The 21,008-nt window shown below is 38.1% G+C and carries 16 protein-coding genes; 2 read left to right on the plus strand and 14 right to left on the minus strand.

The window, feature by feature from the left end; translation table 11 throughout:
• Nucleotide 1: 1 nt before the first annotated feature.
• The 3 genes from H4J39_RS04155 to pgi form a co-directional block, all read right to left on the minus strand.
• Nucleotides 2-1,573, minus strand: a complete 1,572-nt coding sequence (locus tag H4J39_RS04155; RefSeq protein WP_182226124.1) for a tryptophan halogenase family protein — start codon at nt 1,571-1,573, stop codon at nt 2-4.
• Nucleotides 1,574-1,719: 146 nt separating this feature from the next.
• On the minus strand, nt 1,720-4,269 hold the full coding sequence (locus H4J39_RS04160) for a TonB-dependent receptor (RefSeq protein WP_182226125.1): 2,550 nt from the start codon (nt 4,267-4,269) through the stop codon (nt 1,720-1,722).
• Nucleotides 4,270-4,715: 446 nt separating this feature from the next.
• Entirely contained in the window at nt 4,716-6,356 is a 1,641-nt protein-coding gene (pgi, locus tag H4J39_RS04165; RefSeq protein WP_182226126.1) for a glucose-6-phosphate isomerase, read from the minus strand.
• Nucleotides 6,357-6,563: 207 nt separating this feature from the next.
• On the opposite strand from pgi, the gene H4J39_RS04170 reads away from it, so the two are divergent.
• Nucleotides 6,564-7,580 (plus strand): LacI family DNA-binding transcriptional regulator, encoded by a 1,017-nt coding sequence (locus H4J39_RS04170; protein ID WP_182226127.1) that lies wholly within the window; start codon nt 6,564-6,566, stop codon nt 7,578-7,580.
• A gap of 74 nt (nt 7,581-7,654) precedes the next feature.
• On the opposite strand, the gene H4J39_RS04175 is transcribed toward H4J39_RS04170, so the two are convergent.
• A complete protein-coding gene (locus tag H4J39_RS04175) occupies nt 7,655-8,758 on the minus strand; it encodes an oxidoreductase (RefSeq protein ID WP_182226128.1) in 1,104 nt (367 codons plus the stop codon).
• 203 nt (nt 8,759-8,961) lie between these two features.
• Between H4J39_RS04175 and H4J39_RS04180 the strand changes: the two genes are divergently transcribed.
• On the plus strand, nt 8,962-9,813 hold the full coding sequence (locus H4J39_RS04180) for an HDOD domain-containing protein (RefSeq protein ID WP_182226129.1): 852 nt from the start codon (nt 8,962-8,964) through the stop codon (nt 9,811-9,813).
• A gap of 12 nt (nt 9,814-9,825) precedes the next feature.
• On the opposite strand, the gene H4J39_RS04185 is transcribed toward H4J39_RS04180, so the two are convergent.
• The 10 genes from H4J39_RS04185 to H4J39_RS04230 form a co-directional block, all read right to left on the minus strand.
• Nucleotides 9,826-10,449 (minus strand): response regulator transcription factor, encoded by a 624-nt coding sequence (locus H4J39_RS04185; RefSeq protein WP_182224596.1) that lies wholly within the window; start codon nt 10,447-10,449, stop codon nt 9,826-9,828.
• Nucleotides 10,442-11,572, minus strand: a complete 1,131-nt coding sequence (locus H4J39_RS04190; protein ID WP_182179578.1) for a sensor histidine kinase — start codon at nt 11,570-11,572, stop codon at nt 10,442-10,444. The genes H4J39_RS04185 and H4J39_RS04190 overlap by 8 nt, the downstream gene beginning before the upstream one ends.
• Before the next feature lie 80 nt (nt 11,573-11,652).
• Nucleotides 11,653-12,105: a DUF2141 domain-containing protein gene (locus H4J39_RS04195; RefSeq protein ID WP_182179576.1), complete on the minus strand. Its 453-nt coding sequence runs from the start codon at nt 12,103-12,105 to the stop codon at nt 11,653-11,655.
• A 147-nt stretch (nt 12,106-12,252) separates the two neighbouring features.
• On the minus strand, nt 12,253-12,813 hold the full coding sequence (locus H4J39_RS04200) for a hypothetical protein (protein ID WP_182226130.1): 561 nt from the start codon (nt 12,811-12,813) through the stop codon (nt 12,253-12,255).
• Between the two features lie 189 nt (nt 12,814-13,002).
• Nucleotides 13,003-14,244, minus strand: coding sequence for an ABC transporter permease (locus H4J39_RS04205; RefSeq protein ID WP_182226131.1), 1,242 nt, complete (start codon nt 14,242-14,244; stop codon nt 13,003-13,005).
• On the minus strand, nt 14,241-15,401 hold the full coding sequence (locus H4J39_RS04210) for an ABC transporter permease (RefSeq protein ID WP_182226132.1): 1,161 nt from the start codon (nt 15,399-15,401) through the stop codon (nt 14,241-14,243). The genes H4J39_RS04205 and H4J39_RS04210 overlap by 4 nt, the downstream gene beginning before the upstream one ends.
• Nucleotides 15,398-16,108, minus strand: coding sequence for an ABC transporter ATP-binding protein (locus H4J39_RS04215; protein ID WP_259366709.1), 711 nt, complete (start codon nt 16,106-16,108; stop codon nt 15,398-15,400). The genes H4J39_RS04210 and H4J39_RS04215 overlap by 4 nt, the downstream gene beginning before the upstream one ends.
• Before the next feature lie 68 nt (nt 16,109-16,176).
• Nucleotides 16,177-17,265, minus strand: coding sequence for an efflux RND transporter periplasmic adaptor subunit (locus H4J39_RS04220; RefSeq protein ID WP_182226133.1), 1,089 nt, complete (start codon nt 17,263-17,265; stop codon nt 16,177-16,179).
• Nucleotides 17,266-17,431: 166 nt separating this feature from the next.
• Nucleotides 17,432-17,809, minus strand: a complete 378-nt coding sequence (locus tag H4J39_RS04225; RefSeq protein WP_182172661.1) for a YacL family protein — start codon at nt 17,807-17,809, stop codon at nt 17,432-17,434.
• Nucleotides 17,810-17,918: 109 nt separating this feature from the next.
• A complete protein-coding gene (locus H4J39_RS04230; RefSeq protein WP_182226134.1) occupies nt 17,919-21,008 on the minus strand; it encodes an efflux RND transporter permease subunit in 3,090 nt (1,029 codons plus the stop codon).

Raw genomic sequence — 21,008 nt, forward strand, 5'->3', positions numbered from 1 at the left:
TTTATACTTTGTTAAATCCAAATTCTTTTACTTTCTCAATGAGATCGCGCTGTTTGGGTAATTGATTTTTTAATAATTCACTTTGTCGATCAACATTTGAAAATAATTTTTCAGCCTTTTTAACATCAGGATAAGCCGAAGTATTACCTGATAAATCTGTTTGATAATGCATGCCATACAATACATACAAATAACTGTCTAAGTTAAAGGGTTCCCAAGCATGGTCAAAATCGAACTTTGTAGGTGGTTGACTCTTCCAGAATTCGAGTCTTTGTTTTAACTTATTTGGTATTGTGGTCGGCTCACAATTATCAATCCAATATTGCGAATCTCTGCGCGCTGAAATGCAATAATGTAATTTAATAAATTCAACTGTTCGTTCCATGCGAATTTTAAAGTTTTGATTAAACTGCTGCTCTGCATAAAGCATTTGCTTTTTGTCACGAGGAAATTGCGCCGCAATCATGGTAGCAGCCGCATCAAACAAATAAATAGCGGAAGCTTCTAGTGGTTCAACAAAACCAGCAGACATGCCAATGGCAACACTATTTTTATGCCAAAACTTCTGGTGGTAACCAAGCTTTATTGGGATTTTTCGAATAACAAGATCATCCGTATAATCGTCGCCAATATAGTCGATGAGTTGTTGTTTAGCTTTTTCATCACTAATATATTTACTACTAAAAACATGACCTACACCGCGTCTTTCTTGTAGGCCAATATCCCAAATCCACCCAGCCTCTTGTGCTGTCGATAAGGTGTGTGTTTTGATTGGTTGCTTTTTATCTGCATAGGGAACTTGAACAGCAAAAGCGGTATCATTAAAAAGAACATCGCTAATATCATGCCATTCAATATTATAAGTTTGCTTAATAATAAGCCCTTTAGACCCACTGCAATCTATAAAAAAATCTGCGGATATTTGCTTTTCTTCATGACGATCTGTTTCAACATGTGTGATGAAGTCATTTTCATCCAACACGATGTTCGTCACATTAGCACTGACAAATTTCACCCCTAAATTATCAATACAATGTTTTTTTAAGAAGTTAGAAAATTTATTGGCATTTAAATGATATGCGTACTCTTGAGCTGCACTGTATTCGGGCATAACGATTTGCTTAGGCGCTAAACCTTGGTCACAAATTCTTGCCTGAGAAGCTACGGTTTGGTCATAAGGTAATCTAGTTGTTTTATTTTTTAACAACCAATAGGGAGCTAAATTAAAGTCATAAGAAGAGTGGCTTACCGTGCCAAGTGGATGGTAATAACTTGATTTTTCATTCTTTTTAGGCGTTTTAGCCCAATTTATAAATTCAGCTCCTTGCTTGAAGGTAGCATCACACTCACGAATAAAGTCAGTTTCACTCACGCCTATTTTATGTAACGTAGCTCTTAAATTAGGCCATGTCCCCTCTCCAACACCAATAATAGGAATATCTGGTGATTCAACGACAGTAACCTTTATGCCATTTTCTGCTTTGCAATTTAAGCTTTTAGCCAAAATAGCAGCACTTAACCAACCAGCGGTTCCGCCACCAATAATTAAAATATCATTATTAACTGTAGTCATTATGAAGGCTCATCGTGTAATGAAGGGTTGAAAGGAGTTCATGTAAAAATTGAGGCTCAATAGATATTTAGGAAAAAATATATACTAAGCCTAGAATAACGATGAAAGGAAGTAAAACCTATCCTTTCATCGAAACAAATTACCCGTTATAAGCGGTAAGATACTTTTAAGAATACGTTGCGACCATTATCTGCCGCTAAACGCATAGCAGTGAAACCCTCACCAAATCGTTGCGTAGTCGTTTCTTCGAATAAGTTAGAACCTTCAACGCTTACATCTAAGTTTTCAGTGGCATGCCAAGTAACATTCGCGTCAACAAAACCATGAGCATCCCACGCAGTGTTACCACCGATACCAGTAGATGGAGCGATAAAATCATCACGGTAGGTGTAAGCAACTCGAGCTGAAATAAGGTCAGTTTCATAGTAAGCACTTAAGTTGTAGCTAAGTTTAGACATACCCGGTAATGGTCTTTCAACAATGCCTCCGCCATCAGCGCCTAAATCTTGTAAGCCAAACCCTTCAGTATAAGTAATGTTAGCTGACCAGCCGAATTGACCCATTTGCTGTTGATATTGACCTTCTATACCTTGAAGTTCGCCACCTAAACCCTGACCGGGTTCACGCAAAATATATTCATCACCATTCACATCGACTTTACTTTCGTTAGCACCATTAATAATAAAAGAACGAATATCTTTAGAGAACAATGTTGCTGATAATAAAGACTCTTCATTAAAGTACCACTCTAAACCAATGTCATATTGGTTTGCACGATATGGGTCAAGCGCAATACTACCGCGAGCAATGCTTCGAGTAGTCTCGTTAACGCTAGCCGCTGGATTTAAGAACGAATAATTAGGACGACTCATTACTTTAGCAGCAGACAAACGTAGTATTACATTTTCATGAAGATTTAATGCTAAGTTAAAGCTAGGTAACCAATCTGAGTAATCACTGTCTTCTGTAACTATTTTAGCGGTGTCTACATAACCGTAATAATCAGCAGAGGTATCAGTAGCAACATAGCGTAAACCGAAATTACCACGATAGTTATCGCCACTAAAATCAGCTTGTCCGTATAAAGCAAAAATATCTTCTTTAATAACACCGTAACTGTTTGTATTTAATGATGAACCCGTTTTGTGAGCATCATAATGCGCTCTTAATTGTGCACCGTCTGCACGCGCAATATTTGTTGGAGTACCCGAAAGTAACCCTGCACCAGAGTGATTAAAATGGCCATCAGCAAATGTTGCTTTAGTGATACCTGTAGTCAAGCTATCATCAAACGTCCATGCATCTGAGTAACTTGTAAATTCATGATCTCGTAACTTAACACCGGTTTTAAAGTTAGAAATTGGGCCCCACTCAACGTTAAAATCAACATCAAACTGTGCGAAAGTCTCTTCATCTTTACGATAGCCGGCAGTAACAGCACCACTACTTAAAATGTATTCAGAATGGTTACTTGGATCTGTACCATTAGGAGAAAGCAACATGGCATTATCGCCACTCATATCGAAATCAATAGAGGTATTACTGTTACTTGAAACCCAACCAGCGTTGTAGTTACCGCCGTCACCACCTGTCGCTTCAGTAGAACCAACTTTGGCATTGATTGAATAGGTATCAGCCGTATAATTAACTTCAAATGCGATGACTTCGGTATCCATTTCAGCATTACGGGTATTCTGATCATCAAGTGGTGCACCAGAATAGTTACCATTTAGCGCAAAACCATTAGTCGGAGAGAATTTAGTCGCTCCAGTAACTTGGTCATTAAAGCCAGTTGGATCTGTACCCGCAATAATTAAATAGTTTTGGTTACTGTTAGCAGAGTCTAGATCAACTTGAAAGTAATGCACATTCATTGATAAATCGTCAGAGGGTGAATACTGAACAGTTAAATCAACCGCTTCACGTTCACGAGTTTGCGCGAATTCTGAAATACCTGCACCCGCCCAACCATCATCCATGTAGTTTTCTGCTTTGTGTGCACGCCCAACAGTTTCTAGTGTAGATAAACTCGCTAAAACACCGAAGTTTTCTTGATCATTTTTCCAGCTATACATGCCAGTTAGGCCTTGACCATTTTCGTCAGAAAGGCTGTTATCTTGGTATTCAGCAGACAAAAACAAGGTGTTAGAGTCTAGTTCTAACGGCTTACGAGTGCGCACAACGACAGTACCACCAACACCACCTTCATCAAGGCTTGCTGTTGGCGATTTATAAACATCAACACCAGCGACAAGTTCTGGTGGTAATAAATCCATATCAAAAGAACGCTTTGCTGCTGCTTGTGAAAACCATCCGGTTGAAGCAACATAGTTACCATTCATACTAACTTGTGTTAATTCTGAGTTAGTACCGCGGATAGAAACATCCCCACCTTCACCAGCAAAACTTCTGCCAATCGTTACGCCAGGTATTCTTTGTAGTGACTCTGCAATGTTTCTATCGGGGAATTTACCAATATCTTCTGCAGAAATTGAATCAACAACCGCGTTAGAAAATCTCTTTTGATTTAATGCTTGCTTCAAAGAACCACGGATACCGCGAACTTCAATTACCTCTGTTTCTTGATCGGCCGCTTTAACTTCTTCAGCAGCCATTGCGAATGGTGTAGCACCGCCCGCTAGCACTAAAGCAATTGAACTTGCTAACATGCCTTTTTTAAATTTTTTAGATGACATTGACTTTCCCTTACACACGTTTTTTATAGATATAATTAGTTATGTTTTAATAACCTGATAAAGACAGCGCTGTCTTTTTAATTCATGACAGCGTTGTCATAGGCTAAACAAAACATTACACAAAAAATCACCATCTGGCTACACTTGATTAGCATTTAATACCACGACTTAATGCAACAAACTGTAAACAAAAGAGTTTTATTTTAATATTTTTACAAAAAAGTCGTATTTATTTTGTACATTTAAATATTTTATATGCAAATAAATCGCTATTTCATTCATTTAAACAAGTGTTTGATGAATAAAAATTTACTTTATTGAATACTAGGGAGTTACGCTATTAATTATTGCTATGAAGGGAGTTATTATTGTTTGTTTTTGCAATTCAGATAATAAAAAACGCTAACAATTTGTTAGCGTTTTAGCTATTAAATTAACATAAAAGACTATTTTGCCTTATTATAATAATTCATTAAATTGAGGGTTGAGCAATCATGGTTTTGTGAAACGATACCACTTTCAAGCTCTTTATGAATACTTTCAGCTAACCCTTTTCCTAATTCTACGCCCCATTGGTCAAACGAACAGATTTGTAGAACGATCCCCTGAACAAATATTTTATGCTCGTAGAGAGCAATAAGATTGCCTAACGTCTTAGGATCTATGCGTTTTAAAAGAATCGTGTTGGTTGGACGATTCCCTTTGTGCACTTTATGAGGAGCCACCTTATCGATGTAATCAGGTGTCCGCCCTTTTGCTTTCAAATCAGCACGTACTTGTTTTTCATTGACGCCGGTCATTAATGCTTGTGTCTGTGCAAAAAAATTCGACATTAACGTTTCGTGATGACCAGATACCGGCGTAACACTGGCAACCGAACCAATAAAATCAGCAGGTACCACATTATTACTTTGGTGTAAGTACTGATAAAAAGCATGCTGGCCATTAATACCGAGTTCGCCCCATATTGAGGGTACGGTGGCATAGTCAACTTCATCACCATTCCACGAAACTGATTTACCATTACTCTCCATTTCGGCTTGTTGTAAATAAGCAGAAAGCATATGTAAGGTTTGATCATATGGGAGGATCGCTTGAGATCTAGCCCCTAAAAAAGTAGTGTTCCAAACGCTGAGTAAGGCCATTATTGCTGGCATATTTTGCTCTATTGGCGCATTTTGAAAATGTTCATCCATTTCATTAGCGCCATCAAGCAATTCCATAAATTTATCAAAGCCTAAATCAAGCGCTATAGCTAAACCAATGGCTGACCATAATGAAAAGCGACCACCTACCCAGTCCCACATTCCAAAGATATTTTCTTCTTTAATACCAAAACCCATGGCATTTTCTTTGTTTGCCGTTACCGCGACAAAGTGCTTGCCGACAGCATTATCATCAAACGACGAGGCGGTAAGCCATCTAATTGCCGTTTTAGCATTAGTCATTGTTTCTGTCGTGGTAAAAGTTTTGCTGGAAACAATAAATAAAACCCTTTCAGGGTCAAGCGGACGCAGTATTTCTACTATTTGTGCGCCATCAACATTAGAAACATAATGCACATTGATGCTGTTGTCACTGTAGTGTTTTAAGGCTTCAGTGACCATTTGTGGACCAAGGTTTGAGCCACCTACGCCAATGTTAACGACATCAGTAATACGTTTACCAGAATACCCTAACCATTTTCCTTCACGAACATGGTTAACAAAGCCTTCCATTTTTTCTAGTTGTACTTGTACGCTGGTAGTGACATTCTCACCATCAACAATTAAAGGTTCTTTACTCTTACGCCGTAAGGCCGTATGTAAAACAGCACGATCTTCTGTTTTATTGATTTTTGCACCAATAAACATTTTTTCACGCCATTCAAGTACTTTACATTCAGTTGCGAGCTCAAAAAGTGTCTTCATTGTTTCACTATCAATGAGGTTCTTTGAGTAATCTAACAATAACTTAGGTAACTCTATAGAAAACTTGTCGAAGCGTTCACTGTCTTGAGCAAACAGATCATTCATATGCTGAGACTTCTTCTCTTGAGCAAGCTGCGTAAGCTTTTTCCAACTATTTAGTGTTTGGCGACTTGACATAAGTATTCCTATAGTGCATTAATTTAACCCTTCGATGGTGTACCATATTTGATAATGACAGCGCTGTCAATTTCATTTCATTATAATTTAACCTCTAGATTAAGTCATAGGTTCAGTTATTTTTCAATAAGTAGTTGCCGCAATGCGAAAGAAACAATACTCTGTTGCGCAGCAGAACAAGAATAATACACAAGGCTGTTTTAACAGATGAAAGCTACAATAAATGATGTCGCCAAACAAGCGGGTGTTTCAATAAAAACCGTTTCAAGAGTAATGAACAATGAGTCATCAGTCCGACAATTGACCCGTGAAAAAGTCATGGAAGCGGTAAATGCGTTACATTATCAACCCAACTTAGCAGCACGTAATTTAGCGGGCACTAAAGCGTACAGTATTGCTTTTATATACGATAACCCCAACGCATATTATGTAATAGACATGCAAAATGGTATTTTGGCTGCTTGTAAACAACAAGGTTTTGAGTTGCTTATTCATCCATGCCAAGCAAAATCTGAACATGTACTTGATGAAATTGCCGACATGGTAAGAAAGACACGTGTTGCTGGTTTAGTGCTTACCCCACCTTTCTCTGAAATGCCTGAATTTGTACAAAAAATTATTGATTTAGATGTTGATGTTGTGCGAATAATGTCAGGCGATGTTGCCCCCGACGAATTAGCCCCCTGCATAATGGTTAATGACCATGCTGCTTCGGTGAGTATTACCCAACATTTAATTGATTTAGGCCATAAGAATATTGCTTTTATTGGTGGTGAGGCTGCCCATATGTCAACGGTTGAGCGTTTGCGAGGTTATAAACAAGCTTTAACTGATAATGATATCGCTATTGATGAACGGTTAATTATTGATGGTGAGTATTCGTTTGAATCGGGTGTGCATGGCGCAAAACAATTAATGTCTGAAGATGTTCGCCCAACGGCTATTTTTTCATGTAACGATGAAATTGCCGCAGGCTCTTTATTTGCCGCACGTTTAATGGGGATTTCCATTCCGGATCAACTCTCTATTGCCGGTTTTGAAAACTCACCTTTTTCTCGACAAACATGGCCACGTTTAACGACAGCAAATCAACCAAACCAAAAAATAGCTGAAGATGCAGCCAACTTATTAATTGCAAAGTCGCGTAAACAAACCGCTCAAAACAGTGTTCGTCATTACACGCCACAACTGATTGTTCGTGACTCTACGGGTAAAAGTCACTAACGGCTTATGAATAAAAAATTCAAGCTTTATCTTTGATTTCAATTCTCTAAAGATAAAGCTTTTGTCTCATAAAATTATTTTGGCCTTAACGAATAAACAGCCACTTTCCCCTCAGAGCCTGCGGCTAAAAACATCATATTACTACTCGCTAAGCTATAGAACCCTTTATCGTCTTTTTCTCCCTCAGAGTTTGCTAATACTTGCCAGGTTTTTCCTGAATTATATGAAATATCACTACTGGTTTTTCCGGTAGCAATGCAAACATCACCTTGGCAGCTCATTGCTGAACGTAATCCATGCTGCCCTGTAGTGACTGAACGCCATTGGTTATTCATAAAAGTTGCCATATTAGGGTAATTTGCAGGACGTTGTTCGTAGTCTCCACCCACGACAAATATTTGTTGCTGTGAATTTAATGCTAAACCATAGCCACCTGCTGTTTGTGTTTCAGAAAATAACGGCACCGCATGTCGTTGCCATGTTTCACCAAAGTCCTCGCTGCTATAAACCGACGCTGAAAATCCGCCGGTTGTTAACCAAGCCTTGCCTTGCTTGCCAACAATTAGCGTATTTCCACTTGCAGCAAAAGCAGCTTCTTTTTCAACTAATGGTGGTATTTTATCAATACTTATTCTTCGCCACGTTTTCCCGCCGTCACTGGTTTTTTTGATCATGTAAAAACCACCAACAGGATCCCCCATCAGCAAACCATTTTCACGATCCCAAAAAGCAATAGCGTCAAAAAAGCCGGTTTTATCTTTATTCTGATAAAGCAACTGCCAGCTATCCCCACCATTAGATGTTTTATACAGCACTGATTGTTCACCACTGCCAACCCCCATCACAATCGCAGTGTGCTTATCGAATAAGGCAATATCACGAAAACCTGTTTTTAATGGACTATTTACAGATTTATCAACCCACGTTTTACCCGCATCTTGGCTGACAAAAACAGCATTATTACTGCCACTTACCCACAAAGAATCATCAATAATCGCGCTTCCTCGTAAAGAAGGTGAATGAGGTAAAACACTATGTTGCCATGACGGCAAATCAACCATCGTGGTACTACTGACAATAGCGGAATAAAAGAAAGAGACTACACTGATCGTTTTAATTGCTTTAATTAACGTATAACTTATTTTAGGTGCGGGTAATATTGAGAGAATAGACGGCATTATAATTATCATTTTAAGTGAACATAACAATACTATTAAGTATTTCCAAATATTTAACAAGCGATAAACATCAAACACTCACAATAGTACATAGCAATATAATTCTTAGCTATAAAGTTGTAAATACAGTCAATTTCGGCGATAGTAGTTCAATAAAAACACTAGTTATAATATTAACTTAATCAATAAAATGATAAATGCTTATGCTAGAAATTGATGACAAAGTACTTGCTGATATACGCCGTGGATTTTCGATTCCTGCTCAGCCAAGTTTATTACGTAAATTACAAAAAATAATGGCGGAAGATGAGCCTGACTTAAATGTATTAGCTGACATTATTTCACAAGATGTCGCCGTGGCTTCAATTATCTTAAAAACGATAAACTCGCCACATTATGGGTTATCGCGTTCCATATCCGATATTCATAAATCAGTGCACTATATCGGTTTAAATGGCATAAATTCATTAGTAACTAACACGCTAATAAAAAGTAGTTTTGACCAAAAAGATTGCAGTATCGCTTTAGAAGATTTTTGGGATAGCGCAACACATATTGCCCATACTTGTGTTCATATTGGCAAAAAGCTCAAAGAAGGCACCTCAAAAGATAAGCTCTTTTCTCTTGGTTTATTTCATGATTGTGGTATTCCCATCATGGCGATGAAATATAGCGATTATACAGAGACTTATGAGCTTGCTTATAACAAAGCCAGTAAAACTTTACCCCTTATTGAAGACGAGTTTTATGGGGTAAGCCACGCAACTATTGGCTATTACGTAGCATCATCTTGGCGATTACCCAAAGATATTTGCACATTAATTTTAGTGCATCACGACCGTGATTTTCTCAAGATGAAAAATTCACGTCCACAAGAAATTTACTATGCGATATTAAAGCTGGCAGAAAACCTTGTACACAACCATAGACACAGTCAAAATTCTGCAGACTGGCCTTATGTACAAGAGATGATTTTCACCTTACTCGATATTGATGAAGACAACTATCAAGATTATCTTGAAGACACTGAATCATGCCATTTAGAAGACAATTAGTGTTTATAGCCGCTAGATAAGCCCCTGATTAAGCGCGATTAATACCGCCCGAGTTCTGTCGCGAGTATTAAGTTTTGATAAAATAGTAGAAACATGATTTTTAACTGTCCCCTCTGCAAGAAATATACTACGGGCAATTTCTTTATTAGAAAATCCCCCTGCCACCAACTTTAAAATTTGTTGCTCTTTTTCAGTCAAATTATCAATCATGGGTGCGTCATTGAGACCTTGGTTCAATTGCTTCATAACCACCGGTTCAGCAACAAAACCACCATCAGCGAGTGTTTTAACCGCATTAACCAGCTTTTCTAACGATACGTCTTTTAATAAAAAACCATTCGCTCCAGCTTGTAAACTTTGCATAAAAAGCTCACTGTCATCAAAAGTTGTTAGCATAAGAATAGGTAAAGTACTTCCTTGGCTTCTTAATATTTTTACTAATTCAATACCATTGACCTTAGGCATTCTGATATCAAGTAATAGCACATCAGGTATCATCTCACTCGCTAACATTTCTTGAGCATGTTCACCGTTTTCAGCTTGCCAAATAATGCTTATATCGTCACTTAACGAGAGTAATCCCGCAATTCCCTGACGTACCAACTGTTGGTCATCAACCAAAGCTACATTAATCATAACAATCCTCTACCTGTATTTTTAAGGTGCAACCACTTTCATTATCAATAAGCGCTACCTTGCCAGAAAAATCAATCAGTCGTTCGTTCATGCCAGCTAAACCACTGCCAAAGTTTTCGTTATTCTTGGTGGTAACCGTGCCATTGTCAGACAAATTAATGACTAAGCTATTGCTCATTTTTTCACAGGCTAAAGTAAATAGATTAGCTTTGCCATGTCGAAGTGCGTTACTGACGCCCTCTTGCAGACAAAACATTAACTGTTGCTTTAGCTGCAGTGAATTAATATCAGGAGATGAAATTACCTGCAACTGACAATTAGGTAACTGATTAATTAAATTTTGAAGCGACGAAACAAGATCTATTTGTTCTTCTTCACGCATTTCTTTTACCACTTGTCGAACGTTGCTTAGCAGTGTTTTAGCCAGTTGTAAGTTTTCTTGCAGTAAAGGTTTAAATTCTTCGGAAACTTTATGTTTAGCGACCTCTAAATTCAAAGACAACGCCGTTAACTGATGACCAATAGCATCATGTAAGTCTCTAGATATTCGTAATCTTTCTTGCTTTTGTGATGACGCTTTTAACATAAAACGTGTCGCTAATAGCTCTTGATTAATAGCCGCTAATTCTTCTTTCGCCCGCTCTTCACGTAAGATTGTTTCTATGGCAGAAAATCCAAAAATTTGAAGCATAAAGTAAATGATGACATGAAAGAAACTTGAAACAAAATATCCATCATAAGCGATAATAAAATGGCAAAATGTTATCAAGACCATGACTAAAATAGCTTGCCTTCTTGTAAACATTGAAGGTAGCTGTGTCGCAATTAATACTGACAATATTGGAGCAACATTATGTTTGTCGAATGTTATTAATAGCAATACCGTAATAATTTCGACCCCAAGTAATATCTTATTTAAAGTAGATGGCACCTTTTTGTCAGAAAAAATAATACAAGCGAATGAAAGATAGAAAACAATAAAACCTGACAGTTTTAAAAAAAACGCTATCCCTAGATTAAGATTAACCAATGATAAATAGCAAATTACTGACCAAGTAATAAAGCCTGAAAAATGTAACAACCAATTTTTGCGTAAATGTTCAGGAAGTGGCGAAATCAACATAAATGAATACTCAAATGAAATATATACACACTAAGGTGTTAGCGTGCATATTTATAAAAATCATAACTAATCAATTGATTTTAAAATAAATCAATATCAATTGCTGTATTTTCTTTCACCAAAAACTTAGCTTCTTCATATTTCGGCGCACCAAACATACCGACATTATTACTAAAGCCATAGCCTTCTTTTGGGATCCCCATCATATTGAAATCCATTTTGTTATTGTCGTTTTCATCTTGATAAATTTTTATCGCATATTCACCATCAGGTAAATTTTCAAATACCGTGACTTCTTTACCATTCATCGCTTTTACTTTTGAGTGAAAGCTGGCTTTACCACTTTCGTACTCTTTTTGTGAAGCATATAAGCCAACCAAAACATGACCTTTTCCTTGCTCAATATCACTGATATTGACCGTTAAATCAGCAGCAACGGCATGCTGGTTTAATAATAAAATCATCGACAATGCACTTATTGCAGAAAGCGCTAAACTGTTGACAGAAAAAGAGATTATTTTTTTAAAAATCATAATGATTCCTTTATTTATGTAAATTGAAAGAGGATAAGTAAACTTGTTTATTAATTCATGACCAGTGTAAAACTAAAGCTTTTGTTAAACAGGTGCCAAAAGTCATCATTTTTGCAGCAGTTAAACATGACTTATGGCACCTAAATGTTAAAGGGTACTATAAGAATATTGTTGGTTATGAAGATGAACAAGGTAACGTTGCAAGAGTGCGAGAATCACAATAGGTGCGATAACAGAGAGTGCGATATCACCTTTAAACAGCCAAGATACAGCGAGCGATATCAGTACGGCGATAAATAAGTAAGCTGATTTTTTATTAATGTTTATCCGATGTTTAGTTTCTTTAATCCGTGTTTTGTTGATCCCCACAAAACCATTATTTGAAAAGAGCATGGTAGTCATACCAACAACAATCATCACAATAAAAATAGCCGACTCTTGCAACATGCTATAAAACGCTAAATACCACCATTGTTGAAAAAATGCTGCTAAACCACCTAAAATTAGATAAATATTCGCTGAGAGTATTAAACGGCTCATCACTATTTTAAGTTTACTGATTAACACTAACTGACAAATCCCCACTAATGCGGCGACTTGAAACGCCAATAACCAGCTTTCATTTGATGTTTCAGCTTGCCAAAAACCAATCATTGAAAAAAGTGAAAGCGGGAGAAATTGTAATAAAGCACTGAGTTTATTTAACATACGGGCTGCCTTGTGTTTGAGTGATTAACTATTTACTTGCTTTAAATAATAACGTTTCACAAGCTAAAACAAAGGTGCCAAAAGTCATGGTTTGTTATAAAAAAAATGACTTTTGGCAGAAGAGAAAGTATCAGCGCCGATACAAAACACATTAATCAACAACACAGCTAATGTGTGCCTGAGGGGGAATTAGTCACGTAAAGCTTCGGTAACAGGTAAGCGCATCGCCTTTATTGCGGGTAATAGCCCGCCTAATAAACCAATAAATAACGCTAACGACATTGTTTTAATCATCAACAAAACCGTAATATCAAAATTGAACATCATTTGACTCAAATTACTGGCATTTTGCGTGGCGGCCGTCCAACCATCAAAGACACAATATAAAGGTAGTATGCCTAACAACCCACCAACAAAAGCAATGAGCAAGGCTTCACAAAGAATAGACATTGAAATTGCAAAGGGACTAAAACCTATCGCTTTATGCGTAGCTATTTCCTTAGAGCGACTTGCTATGGCGGCATACATGGTATTAAGTGCAGCCACTATTGCGCCTAACGCCATAACAATAGCAATAGGAAAACCTAACCAACGAATTAAGCGTGTTAAGTTACTGGCTTGATCAGCAAAAAATTGTTTTTCTGTTAATACTCTAATGTTTAACCTAGGGTCGTCCTGCCACTCTTTTTCTAATTGTGGTAAATCGCTAATATCTTTTAATGCTAAGCGGATAGACTGTAGCGTATTTCCTCGACGATAATCACTCTGTACCATACCAATATCAGCCCACAATTCTGATTCAAAAACACTATTTCCGTCAGAAAAAATCCCACTGACTGTCCACTCTGCTCCACCTAAGGTGATAACTTTGCCAATAATTAACCCTGGCATTCTACGCGTTATTGCCTGACCAACAATGAGCTGACGCACACCCGTAGCAAACATTTCACCTTTGACTAAGCGAAAATTAGGGCGAAATTGTTGAGTCGATTTACTGATACCTCGCAACGCTAAACTTTTCGTTTCTGTTTCTTGAGCGACGGTATCTACATTAGAAATATAAGTCACTTCAGCATTAACAAACATTTCAGCCGATACTTGCGCCAGCCCTTGTTCATCTTTAATGATTTTTTGATTATTTGCTAAAATATTAACCTCTATTGGAAACATCACGCTTTGCAATTCTGAAGAGGCTCCCGCGCGCATCACTAATACGGTATTGTCTAAACCGGTACGTTCCAGTGTTTTCATCATTCCCTCTGTCATTGCCAAAACACTTAAAATAACGCCTGCAACGCAAGCAATACTCAAGATACTAACTGTGGATGCAATAACACGCTGCGGAAAACTTTTAAAATTAATAACCGTTAACGCTTTTGCTTGTCTTACATTGATGAACAATGAATGCAACCCCTTTAATGAAATATTCATGCCTTGTCTCCTAACGTTTTGCTGATAACAAGTTGTTTAATCGCTACCGCCGGAAATACGGTGCAAAAAGCCGCAGCAATATTTACCCAGGCAAATACGGTTAAATAATGACTTGGCTTAATCGATATACCCGGTAAAAAATCATTAAAACTCTGGCCAACCAATGCGAGAGATAAAGAGGCAAGAATACTGCCCACTAAAGCGCCTAAGCCAATTAATAACAGCGCCTCTAGGTAAATTCCTTGAATTAAACGTGTCGCTGAAAACCCTAAAGCTTTCATCATCGCGCTTTCATTATTACGCTCACGAATGGTTTGGATCATGGTATTGCAAACAATCAGCAATAAAGTAGAAAATACGGCAACAACCACAAGATTAATGACCATAGCCATATCAACAAACTGTTGCGCTTGTTCTTTAATAAAAACCTGTTCAGTCGTGGTACGGGTTGGATTGATGGTATGCGAGAACAATAAGTCGATAGCAGTAATAACGTCATCTACGTTGGCATTTTCAGTTATTTCAGTCGATAACCACCCCAAAGAATCATTAGCATAAGCACGCCCTTTATCAAAATAAGCATGTTGGAAAAACACTTTATTATCAGCAGATGAATGCTGAGCCGTTTGGTAAATGGCAGAAACGGTAAACGACCAATTAAATGAACCACTTTTATTCATCCAAATAGAAGAGCTTAATGGCACGGTATCACCGATTTTCCAACCATATTTATCAGCAAGTCCCTGGCCAATAACAATGCCTGTGCGCGTTTTTTTCCATTGCGCTAGTTGCTCACCAGGGATGATATATTCATCAAATAAATTGAAGTAATGATGATGGTCAACCGCAGTTACGGGCAGCTGATTTTTTTCATTTTGAAAGTATCCGCCAAACCAAGATGCAAAACTGACTTGTTTTACGCCCGGTAATGCCGCAATTTTTTGTTGAGTGTTAATGGGGAGAGATTGTGTCATTGATATTTTATGACTGGTCATTAAGCGGTATTGATTGCTACTGCTTACATTAGCCGTAAGCGCCTGATCCACTCCAGACAAGGTCGTCAATAAGAAAAAAGCCACCATGACAGAAGTACAAGTTAACCAAAAACGTACTTTTTTACGAAAGCTGTTCCGCCAAACTAATACCAGTAGGTTCATCTGTTTTCACCCATATGACAGTTATGTGCTTCGCCAATATAAGACTCTAAATTAATCACTCTACTGGCGTAGTTAGCTGCTTTTTTATCATGTGTGACCATTACAATGGTTTTACCAAAGTCGCGATTAAGTTGGTCAAGTAAAGCAAGAATTTCATTGGCTGTTTGTCTGTCTAAATTTCCCGTTGGCTCATCACATAACAATATATGAGGGTCACTGACAATAGCGCGTGCAATAGCAACTCGCTGCTCTTGCCCGCCAGATAATTCTTTGGGAAAATGACTAGCACGATCACTCATGCCAACGAGCTCTAGCGCATAACTAGCATGCTCTTGTCGTTGCTTTTTATTTAACGAGGTTAACGCGAGTGGCAGTTCAACATTACCTTGGGCGCTTAACACCGGTAATAAATGATGTGACTGAAAAACAAAACCAATGTTTTCAGCGCGCCATTGGGTTAATGACGCTTGTTTTAAATCATCAATACGCTGTGTACCAATAATCACCTCACCTGATGTTGGTTGATCAAGCCCACCCATTAAATGCAGTAAGGTGCTTTTTCCTAAACCTGAGGGTCCCATTAATGCGACAAACTCACCTGATTCAATCGTTAAGTTAAAGTCGCGGTGAACGACTACCGTGTTTTTACCTTTCTGGTAACTTTTATTAATATTTTTTAATATAATGTTATCGCTATTTTTCATCATTTTTTCCTAAAATCTGGACAGAGGCTTTCATTAAAGTGCGGCTATATCTACGTGGTTATTTGAGCGGCTCAGGGGGCGTCTAACGAGCGTTCATCCTTTTTCATAAAGCTGACCTTTACCCCCATATAGGGTAAAATCCGAGGATCTGCTGTTAACAATTTCACCCTGACTTTAATGCTCGCTTTTTGACGATCTGCGGTAGGTATAACAGCAACGACTTCACTACTAATACTCCATTGCGGGTATGCATCTAATTTAGCGAATACTTTTTGTCCGGGATAAACGCGATTGATATAGCTCTCACCTACTTCAACTTCAATTTCTAACGAACTCATATCAACAATAGTGCCGACACCTGTACGAATAAAACCACCACCAGAAGATCCTGCTGAAATAAGCTCACCCACTTGGGCATTTTTACTGATCACGACACCATTAAATGGCGCGCGAATTTTATGCTGATTTAACTGATACTGCGCCAATTCAACTCGTTGCTTTGCTGAATCAACCATGGCTTGTTTATTACGTATTTGGATGGCGAGTTGTGCATTTCTAAAAGCACTGTCTTCAAGTAATTGTTCACTGATCAGATTTTTACTGGCCAACGTCTGATTACGCTTAAATCGCTGAGCTTGCTGTTTAAAAAGTAAAGTGAACTCGTCAAAACCCGCTTGCTTTGCCGATAATTCCGCTAAAGCAAGTTGGTATGAAATCGATGCTTGCTTATCATCAAGCTCGGCGAGTATTTCTAATTTACTTACCGTTTGTCCTTCCTCAATATTCAAACGGTTTAGCTTACCCGTTACACGAGAAGATACTGTGGCTATGCGCCTCGCAACCACATGGCCGCTTGCGTCAAGTACGCTGTTATTTATGGTTTCTGCTGTATTTACATCATGGGTTGTAGGGGAGTGTTGCTGAATATCTACGTTAACTGACTCATTTACTCCTTTTTTATCAGTTTCAAGGTGATTAATAATTTCAGCAGCACTTGTTGGATAAAACAGTGTCTGACCGACAAAATATAAACTTGTGCTGAGTAACGTAACAATCAACATACCGATATAGTTACCTGATAGCCCCGCAGTGTTAGTTTGCGGAGATCTATCAATAGTCAGCTTAGAAAGTTCGAAAGGGGTTTTACGTGTTATCGGCATTTTATTCTCCTACAAAGTTTGTAAAAGAATAAGAAAAAGTGGAGTCAGACAACAGTGCCAAAAGTCATTGTTATCAGAAAAGGTATAAATAATAAAAGTGTAAATAGGATCAAAACGTTATTCATCTATCAATAACGAATGACTGACTTAAGATTAACCGAGTGAGTTAATGTGTGGTGAATCTTGCCCAAGACAATAATAATTCGCGAAAGTCTTCTAGACCACAACTTGCTGACTCTTGATCGTCAAAGTCTATATCATCTGCACTGAGTGCTTCAGGTAAAGCTTCAACACCATTTAAGCTCGCGTTAGCGGCAATAGAAACATCTTTTTCAATAATCCTAACCGTATACTCACTACCAACTATTTCATGCTCTTGTGCGCTTGAGTGCTCAGCTTTATCAATAACATTTAATAATGCGGTTAATTTTTGAGGATCATTGCCAACTTCTACCTCTAACCATGGTCCAAAAACTTCATGCTCAAAAGAGAATTTTGCTTTCGCATAGCGTGTGGTGGGGTCATTTATAAATTCGTATTCCATAGAATAACTCGGAAAGTGTTCGATACCTCTATTATAGAATATTTATTGCATAAGGGGGAGTTAACATTTCTTGCTCACGCCCCCTTTATAAAACGCTGTTAGCGATAACCTATAGCGGAATTTTTTTATCTGCAAAGGCCTTGGCCATAGCAAATCGCTTGCTTGAGCGCTCACCTAGTTTTACAAGCATCAGATAACAAAACGGCACCAAAAACAAACTGGTAAATGTTGAAAATAACAAACCACCAATAATCGCTACTGCCATCGGGTAAGCTTGGCTGTCACTTGATGCTAAAGCTAAGGGCACCATACCAATAATGGTGGTCGCTACCGTCATAAAAATGGGTCTAATACGACTAACACATGCTTCGATAATAGGCGTCATGATGTTTTCTGTTTCTATCTTCAACTTGTTAATTTGATCGATGAGCACAATACCGTTATTCACCACGATCCCCATTAAAATTAACATACCTATCATGCCTGTTTCGCCTAAACCCATCCCTAAAATAGCAAAAGTCCAGTACACTCCAATAAACGCTAAACCAATAGAAGACAAGATGGCAATAGGCATAAGTAGCGATTCAAAAAGCGCTGCCATCACAATAAAGATAAGGGCTAACGCAAGAAACATATTCATCATCATGTCTTTCGCAGCTTTTTCATCTTGCGCAAATTGGCGTCCTAAGTTCCAATCATACCCTGAAGGAAAAACAATATTGTCCATTACTTCTTTAATTTTCGTCGATGCTTCCACGCGGCTTAAATCAGCTAAATTAATAGAAATACCCAAAGTAGTTCTTCGGTTTGAACGCGTAATTTGTTGCATTATCGGTTGCGTATCAAAAACAACTAATTGCTGCAAAGTAATGACCCTCCCTTTACTCTCGTAAATAGGTAGCTCTTTGATACGCTCAAGCGGGACGGCTTGTTCTTCGTGATAAACCAAGCGAATATCAATTTCACCTAATTTAGCATCACGAAATGAACGCAGGTTAGTACCGCGAAGTGCACTAGAAATACGGCTAGCAATATCTTGTGTGTTTAAACCTAAACGCGACACCTTCTCGCGATCGATACGAAGCACTAACTCTCTATTCTTATCTTCGTTGTCTATACCCACTTCAGCAAAACCTTCAACATTGCTTAACTGACTAATCACCGATTCACTCATTTCGATTAAACGTTTAGTCGAACTACCATTTAACGTAAGTTTAACTAAATTTTGTTTTTGATCTGACCAGTCAAATGACGGTTGAGCGATAGCTGTATCAGGAAAGCCTTTTTTTATTTCTGCTTTGAGGTCGTAAAGTGTTTTTGAATAGTCATCATTAAGTTTTATCCGAGACATGGCAAAATTCGACCAAATTCGGCTGTTCACTTGTTTAAATTCGAAGGCTTGTTGGTTGTCGTATAGGTACTCTTCCATCTCATCAACTAATTTACTGACATCAGCTAATTGTTGTTGCCCTTGAATATGATAAACAATATTAATTTCTTTGACCGTTGTGCCCTTCTCGCCATTAACATTGACCATTTGCTTGGTCAATACGCCACTAATACAGAGTAGTAAAATGCAAAAGCCAGTTATTTTAGGGTGAGTAAGTACTCTTTTCAAATTGGGCCGATACCAGCGATCTAACTTCCCTTGGGTTACCACTGACGATAAAGCCTTTTTGTCGACACGGCTAAGCATTAATGGGATAGCGGTTTTTGAAATAATTAACGACGCCAATAAAGGTAAACAAATCGCCACGGCTATTTGCTCGACTAAAATGGTAATAAAGTTTTTTTCACCCATCAAGAGTGGCATAAAAACAATAGTAGTGGTGAGTGTGCCACTGATAATGGCAATACTGACGTTATCCACACCTTTTAGAATTTTTTCTATCGATGTTAATGCTTTGTCTTGTTGCTGAAGAATGCTTTCACAAATAACGACAGAGTTATCAATTAATAAACCAACCGCAATAAAAAGCCCTGCCAGCGACAGCATGTTTAGGGTGTAGCCCATAAAATACATGCCTGCTAAAGCAAAACTTAACGAAATAGGCACGGAAGCAACAACGACAAAGGTAATATGGCTATTACGCAAGAATATAAATAAAACAATAAAAGACAAAACAATACCTAACGCGCCCGCCTTTAATAAATCACCTAATGACTCTTGAATTTCTTCACCACTATTATCTTTGATACCAATAGTAATCGCTTTAAAGTCATCATCTTGGCGAAGTTCTTCAATTAAAGCGACAATGCTATTAGTTACATCAACAACATTTGAATCAGACTCTTTAAACACTTCTAGACCAACTGATTTTTTTCTATCTGTTCTTATCTCACTGTTTTTTGGCGGAGAGGTTAAGCTCACCGTAGCCACTTCACTTAACCTGACACCGGCTTTTACTTGAAAGTTTTTGATGTCTGCTAAACTGTGATATTCACCGTCTGGTGACACTCTGAACTTTCGACCACCATTAAGGATTGAACCTGACTTAACTAAAAAATTACTGTCGCGTAAGTCTTGCAATAACTTAGCTTGATCAACACGGTTCATTGCCAGTTTAATGCTGTCGAGGTGAATTTCTATGTTGGGTTGCACAACGCCACGCATTTCAACCTTGCCAACACCTTGAAGACGCTCAAGTGGATTTTTCAGTTTCTTATCGATGAAGTCATAAGCGCTAGAAAGGTTTTTATCTCCTGATAACACTAAGCTTATTACTGGTAAGTCTTCGGTGGAAAACTTTTGCACCATAACTCTCTGAACATCATCAGGTAAGAGATGGCGTACCATGTCAACTTTTTCACGGACCTCTAATATTTTACTATCGAGGTCAATGCCAAGATCCATCATGACCCGAATTGAAGCACTGTCCGCTCGACTGGTAGAGCGCATTTCAGTGATCCCCCCCAAGGTAGAAACTGCTTCTTCTATTGGCCGGGTAATTAAGCGTTCAACTTCTTCAGGTGTTGCGCCGTTATACGGGACATTGATAAAAGCCATAGGAATATTCAGAGCAGGCCAGCTTTCTTGTGGCAATAATTTACTCGCAACAAGACCGGTAACAAAAAGCGATAACATCAACATTGCCGTAGTAACGGGTCGCCTTATCGCTAAAGCAGTTAACCAAACAGTTGCGGGTAAGTCGAAAATACTTTGCTTACCTGTTTTCTTTTTAGACGTTGAATTTGTCAT

Source organism: Colwellia sp. Bg11-12 (genome assembly GCF_014076955.1).
Taxonomy (GTDB): Bacteria; Pseudomonadota; Gammaproteobacteria; order Enterobacterales; family Alteromonadaceae; genus Colwellia_A.

What these genes read in the sequence shown, in the direction of transcription:
- H4J39_RS04205 (WP_182226131.1), bottom strand. Translation starts at nt 14,244, where the DNA reads ATGAATATTTCATTAAAGGGGTTGCATTCATTGTTCATCAATGTAAGA.
- H4J39_RS04175 (WP_182226128.1), bottom strand. Translation starts at nt 8,758, where the DNA reads ATGCCGTCTATTCTCTCAATATTACCCGCACCTAAAATAAGTTATACG.
- H4J39_RS04230 (WP_182226134.1), bottom strand. Translation starts at nt 21,008, where the DNA reads ATGACAAATTCAACGTCTAAAAAGAAAACAGGTAAGCAAAGTATTTTC.
- H4J39_RS04160 (WP_182226125.1), bottom strand. Translation starts at nt 4,269, where the DNA reads ATGTCATCTAAAAAATTTAAAAAAGGCATGTTAGCAAGTTCAATTGCT.
- pgi (WP_182226126.1), bottom strand. Translation starts at nt 6,356, where the DNA reads ATGTCAAGTCGCCAAACACTAAATAGTTGGAAAAAGCTTACGCAGCTT.
- H4J39_RS04185 (WP_182224596.1), bottom strand. Translation starts at nt 10,449, where the DNA reads ATGATTAATGTAGCTTTGGTTGATGACCAACAGTTGGTACGTCAGGGA.
- H4J39_RS04155 (WP_182226124.1), bottom strand. Translation starts at nt 1,573, where the DNA reads ATGACTACAGTTAATAATGATATTTTAATTATTGGTGGCGGAACCGCT.
- H4J39_RS04200 (WP_182226130.1), bottom strand. Translation starts at nt 12,813, where the DNA reads ATGTTAAATAAACTCAGTGCTTTATTACAATTTCTCCCGCTTTCACTT.
- H4J39_RS04225 (WP_182172661.1), bottom strand. Translation starts at nt 17,809, where the DNA reads ATGGAATACGAATTTATAAATGACCCCACCACACGCTATGCGAAAGCA.
- H4J39_RS04195 (WP_182179576.1), bottom strand. Translation starts at nt 12,105, where the DNA reads ATGATTTTTAAAAAAATAATCTCTTTTTCTGTCAACAGTTTAGCGCTT.
- H4J39_RS04170 (WP_182226127.1), top strand. Translation starts at nt 6,564, where the DNA reads ATGAAAGCTACAATAAATGATGTCGCCAAACAAGCGGGTGTTTCAATA.
- H4J39_RS04215 (WP_259366709.1), bottom strand. Translation starts at nt 16,108, where the DNA reads ATGATGAAAAATAGCGATAACATTATATTAAAAAATATTAATAAAAGT.
- H4J39_RS04210 (WP_182226132.1), bottom strand. Translation starts at nt 15,401, where the DNA reads ATGAACCTACTGGTATTAGTTTGGCGGAACAGCTTTCGTAAAAAAGTA.
- H4J39_RS04220 (WP_182226133.1), bottom strand. Translation starts at nt 17,265, where the DNA reads ATGCCGATAACACGTAAAACCCCTTTCGAACTTTCTAAGCTGACTATT.
- H4J39_RS04180 (WP_182226129.1), top strand. Translation starts at nt 8,962, where the DNA reads ATGCTAGAAATTGATGACAAAGTACTTGCTGATATACGCCGTGGATTT.
- H4J39_RS04190 (WP_182179578.1), bottom strand. Translation starts at nt 11,572, where the DNA reads ATGTTGATTTCGCCACTTCCTGAACATTTACGCAAAAATTGGTTGTTA.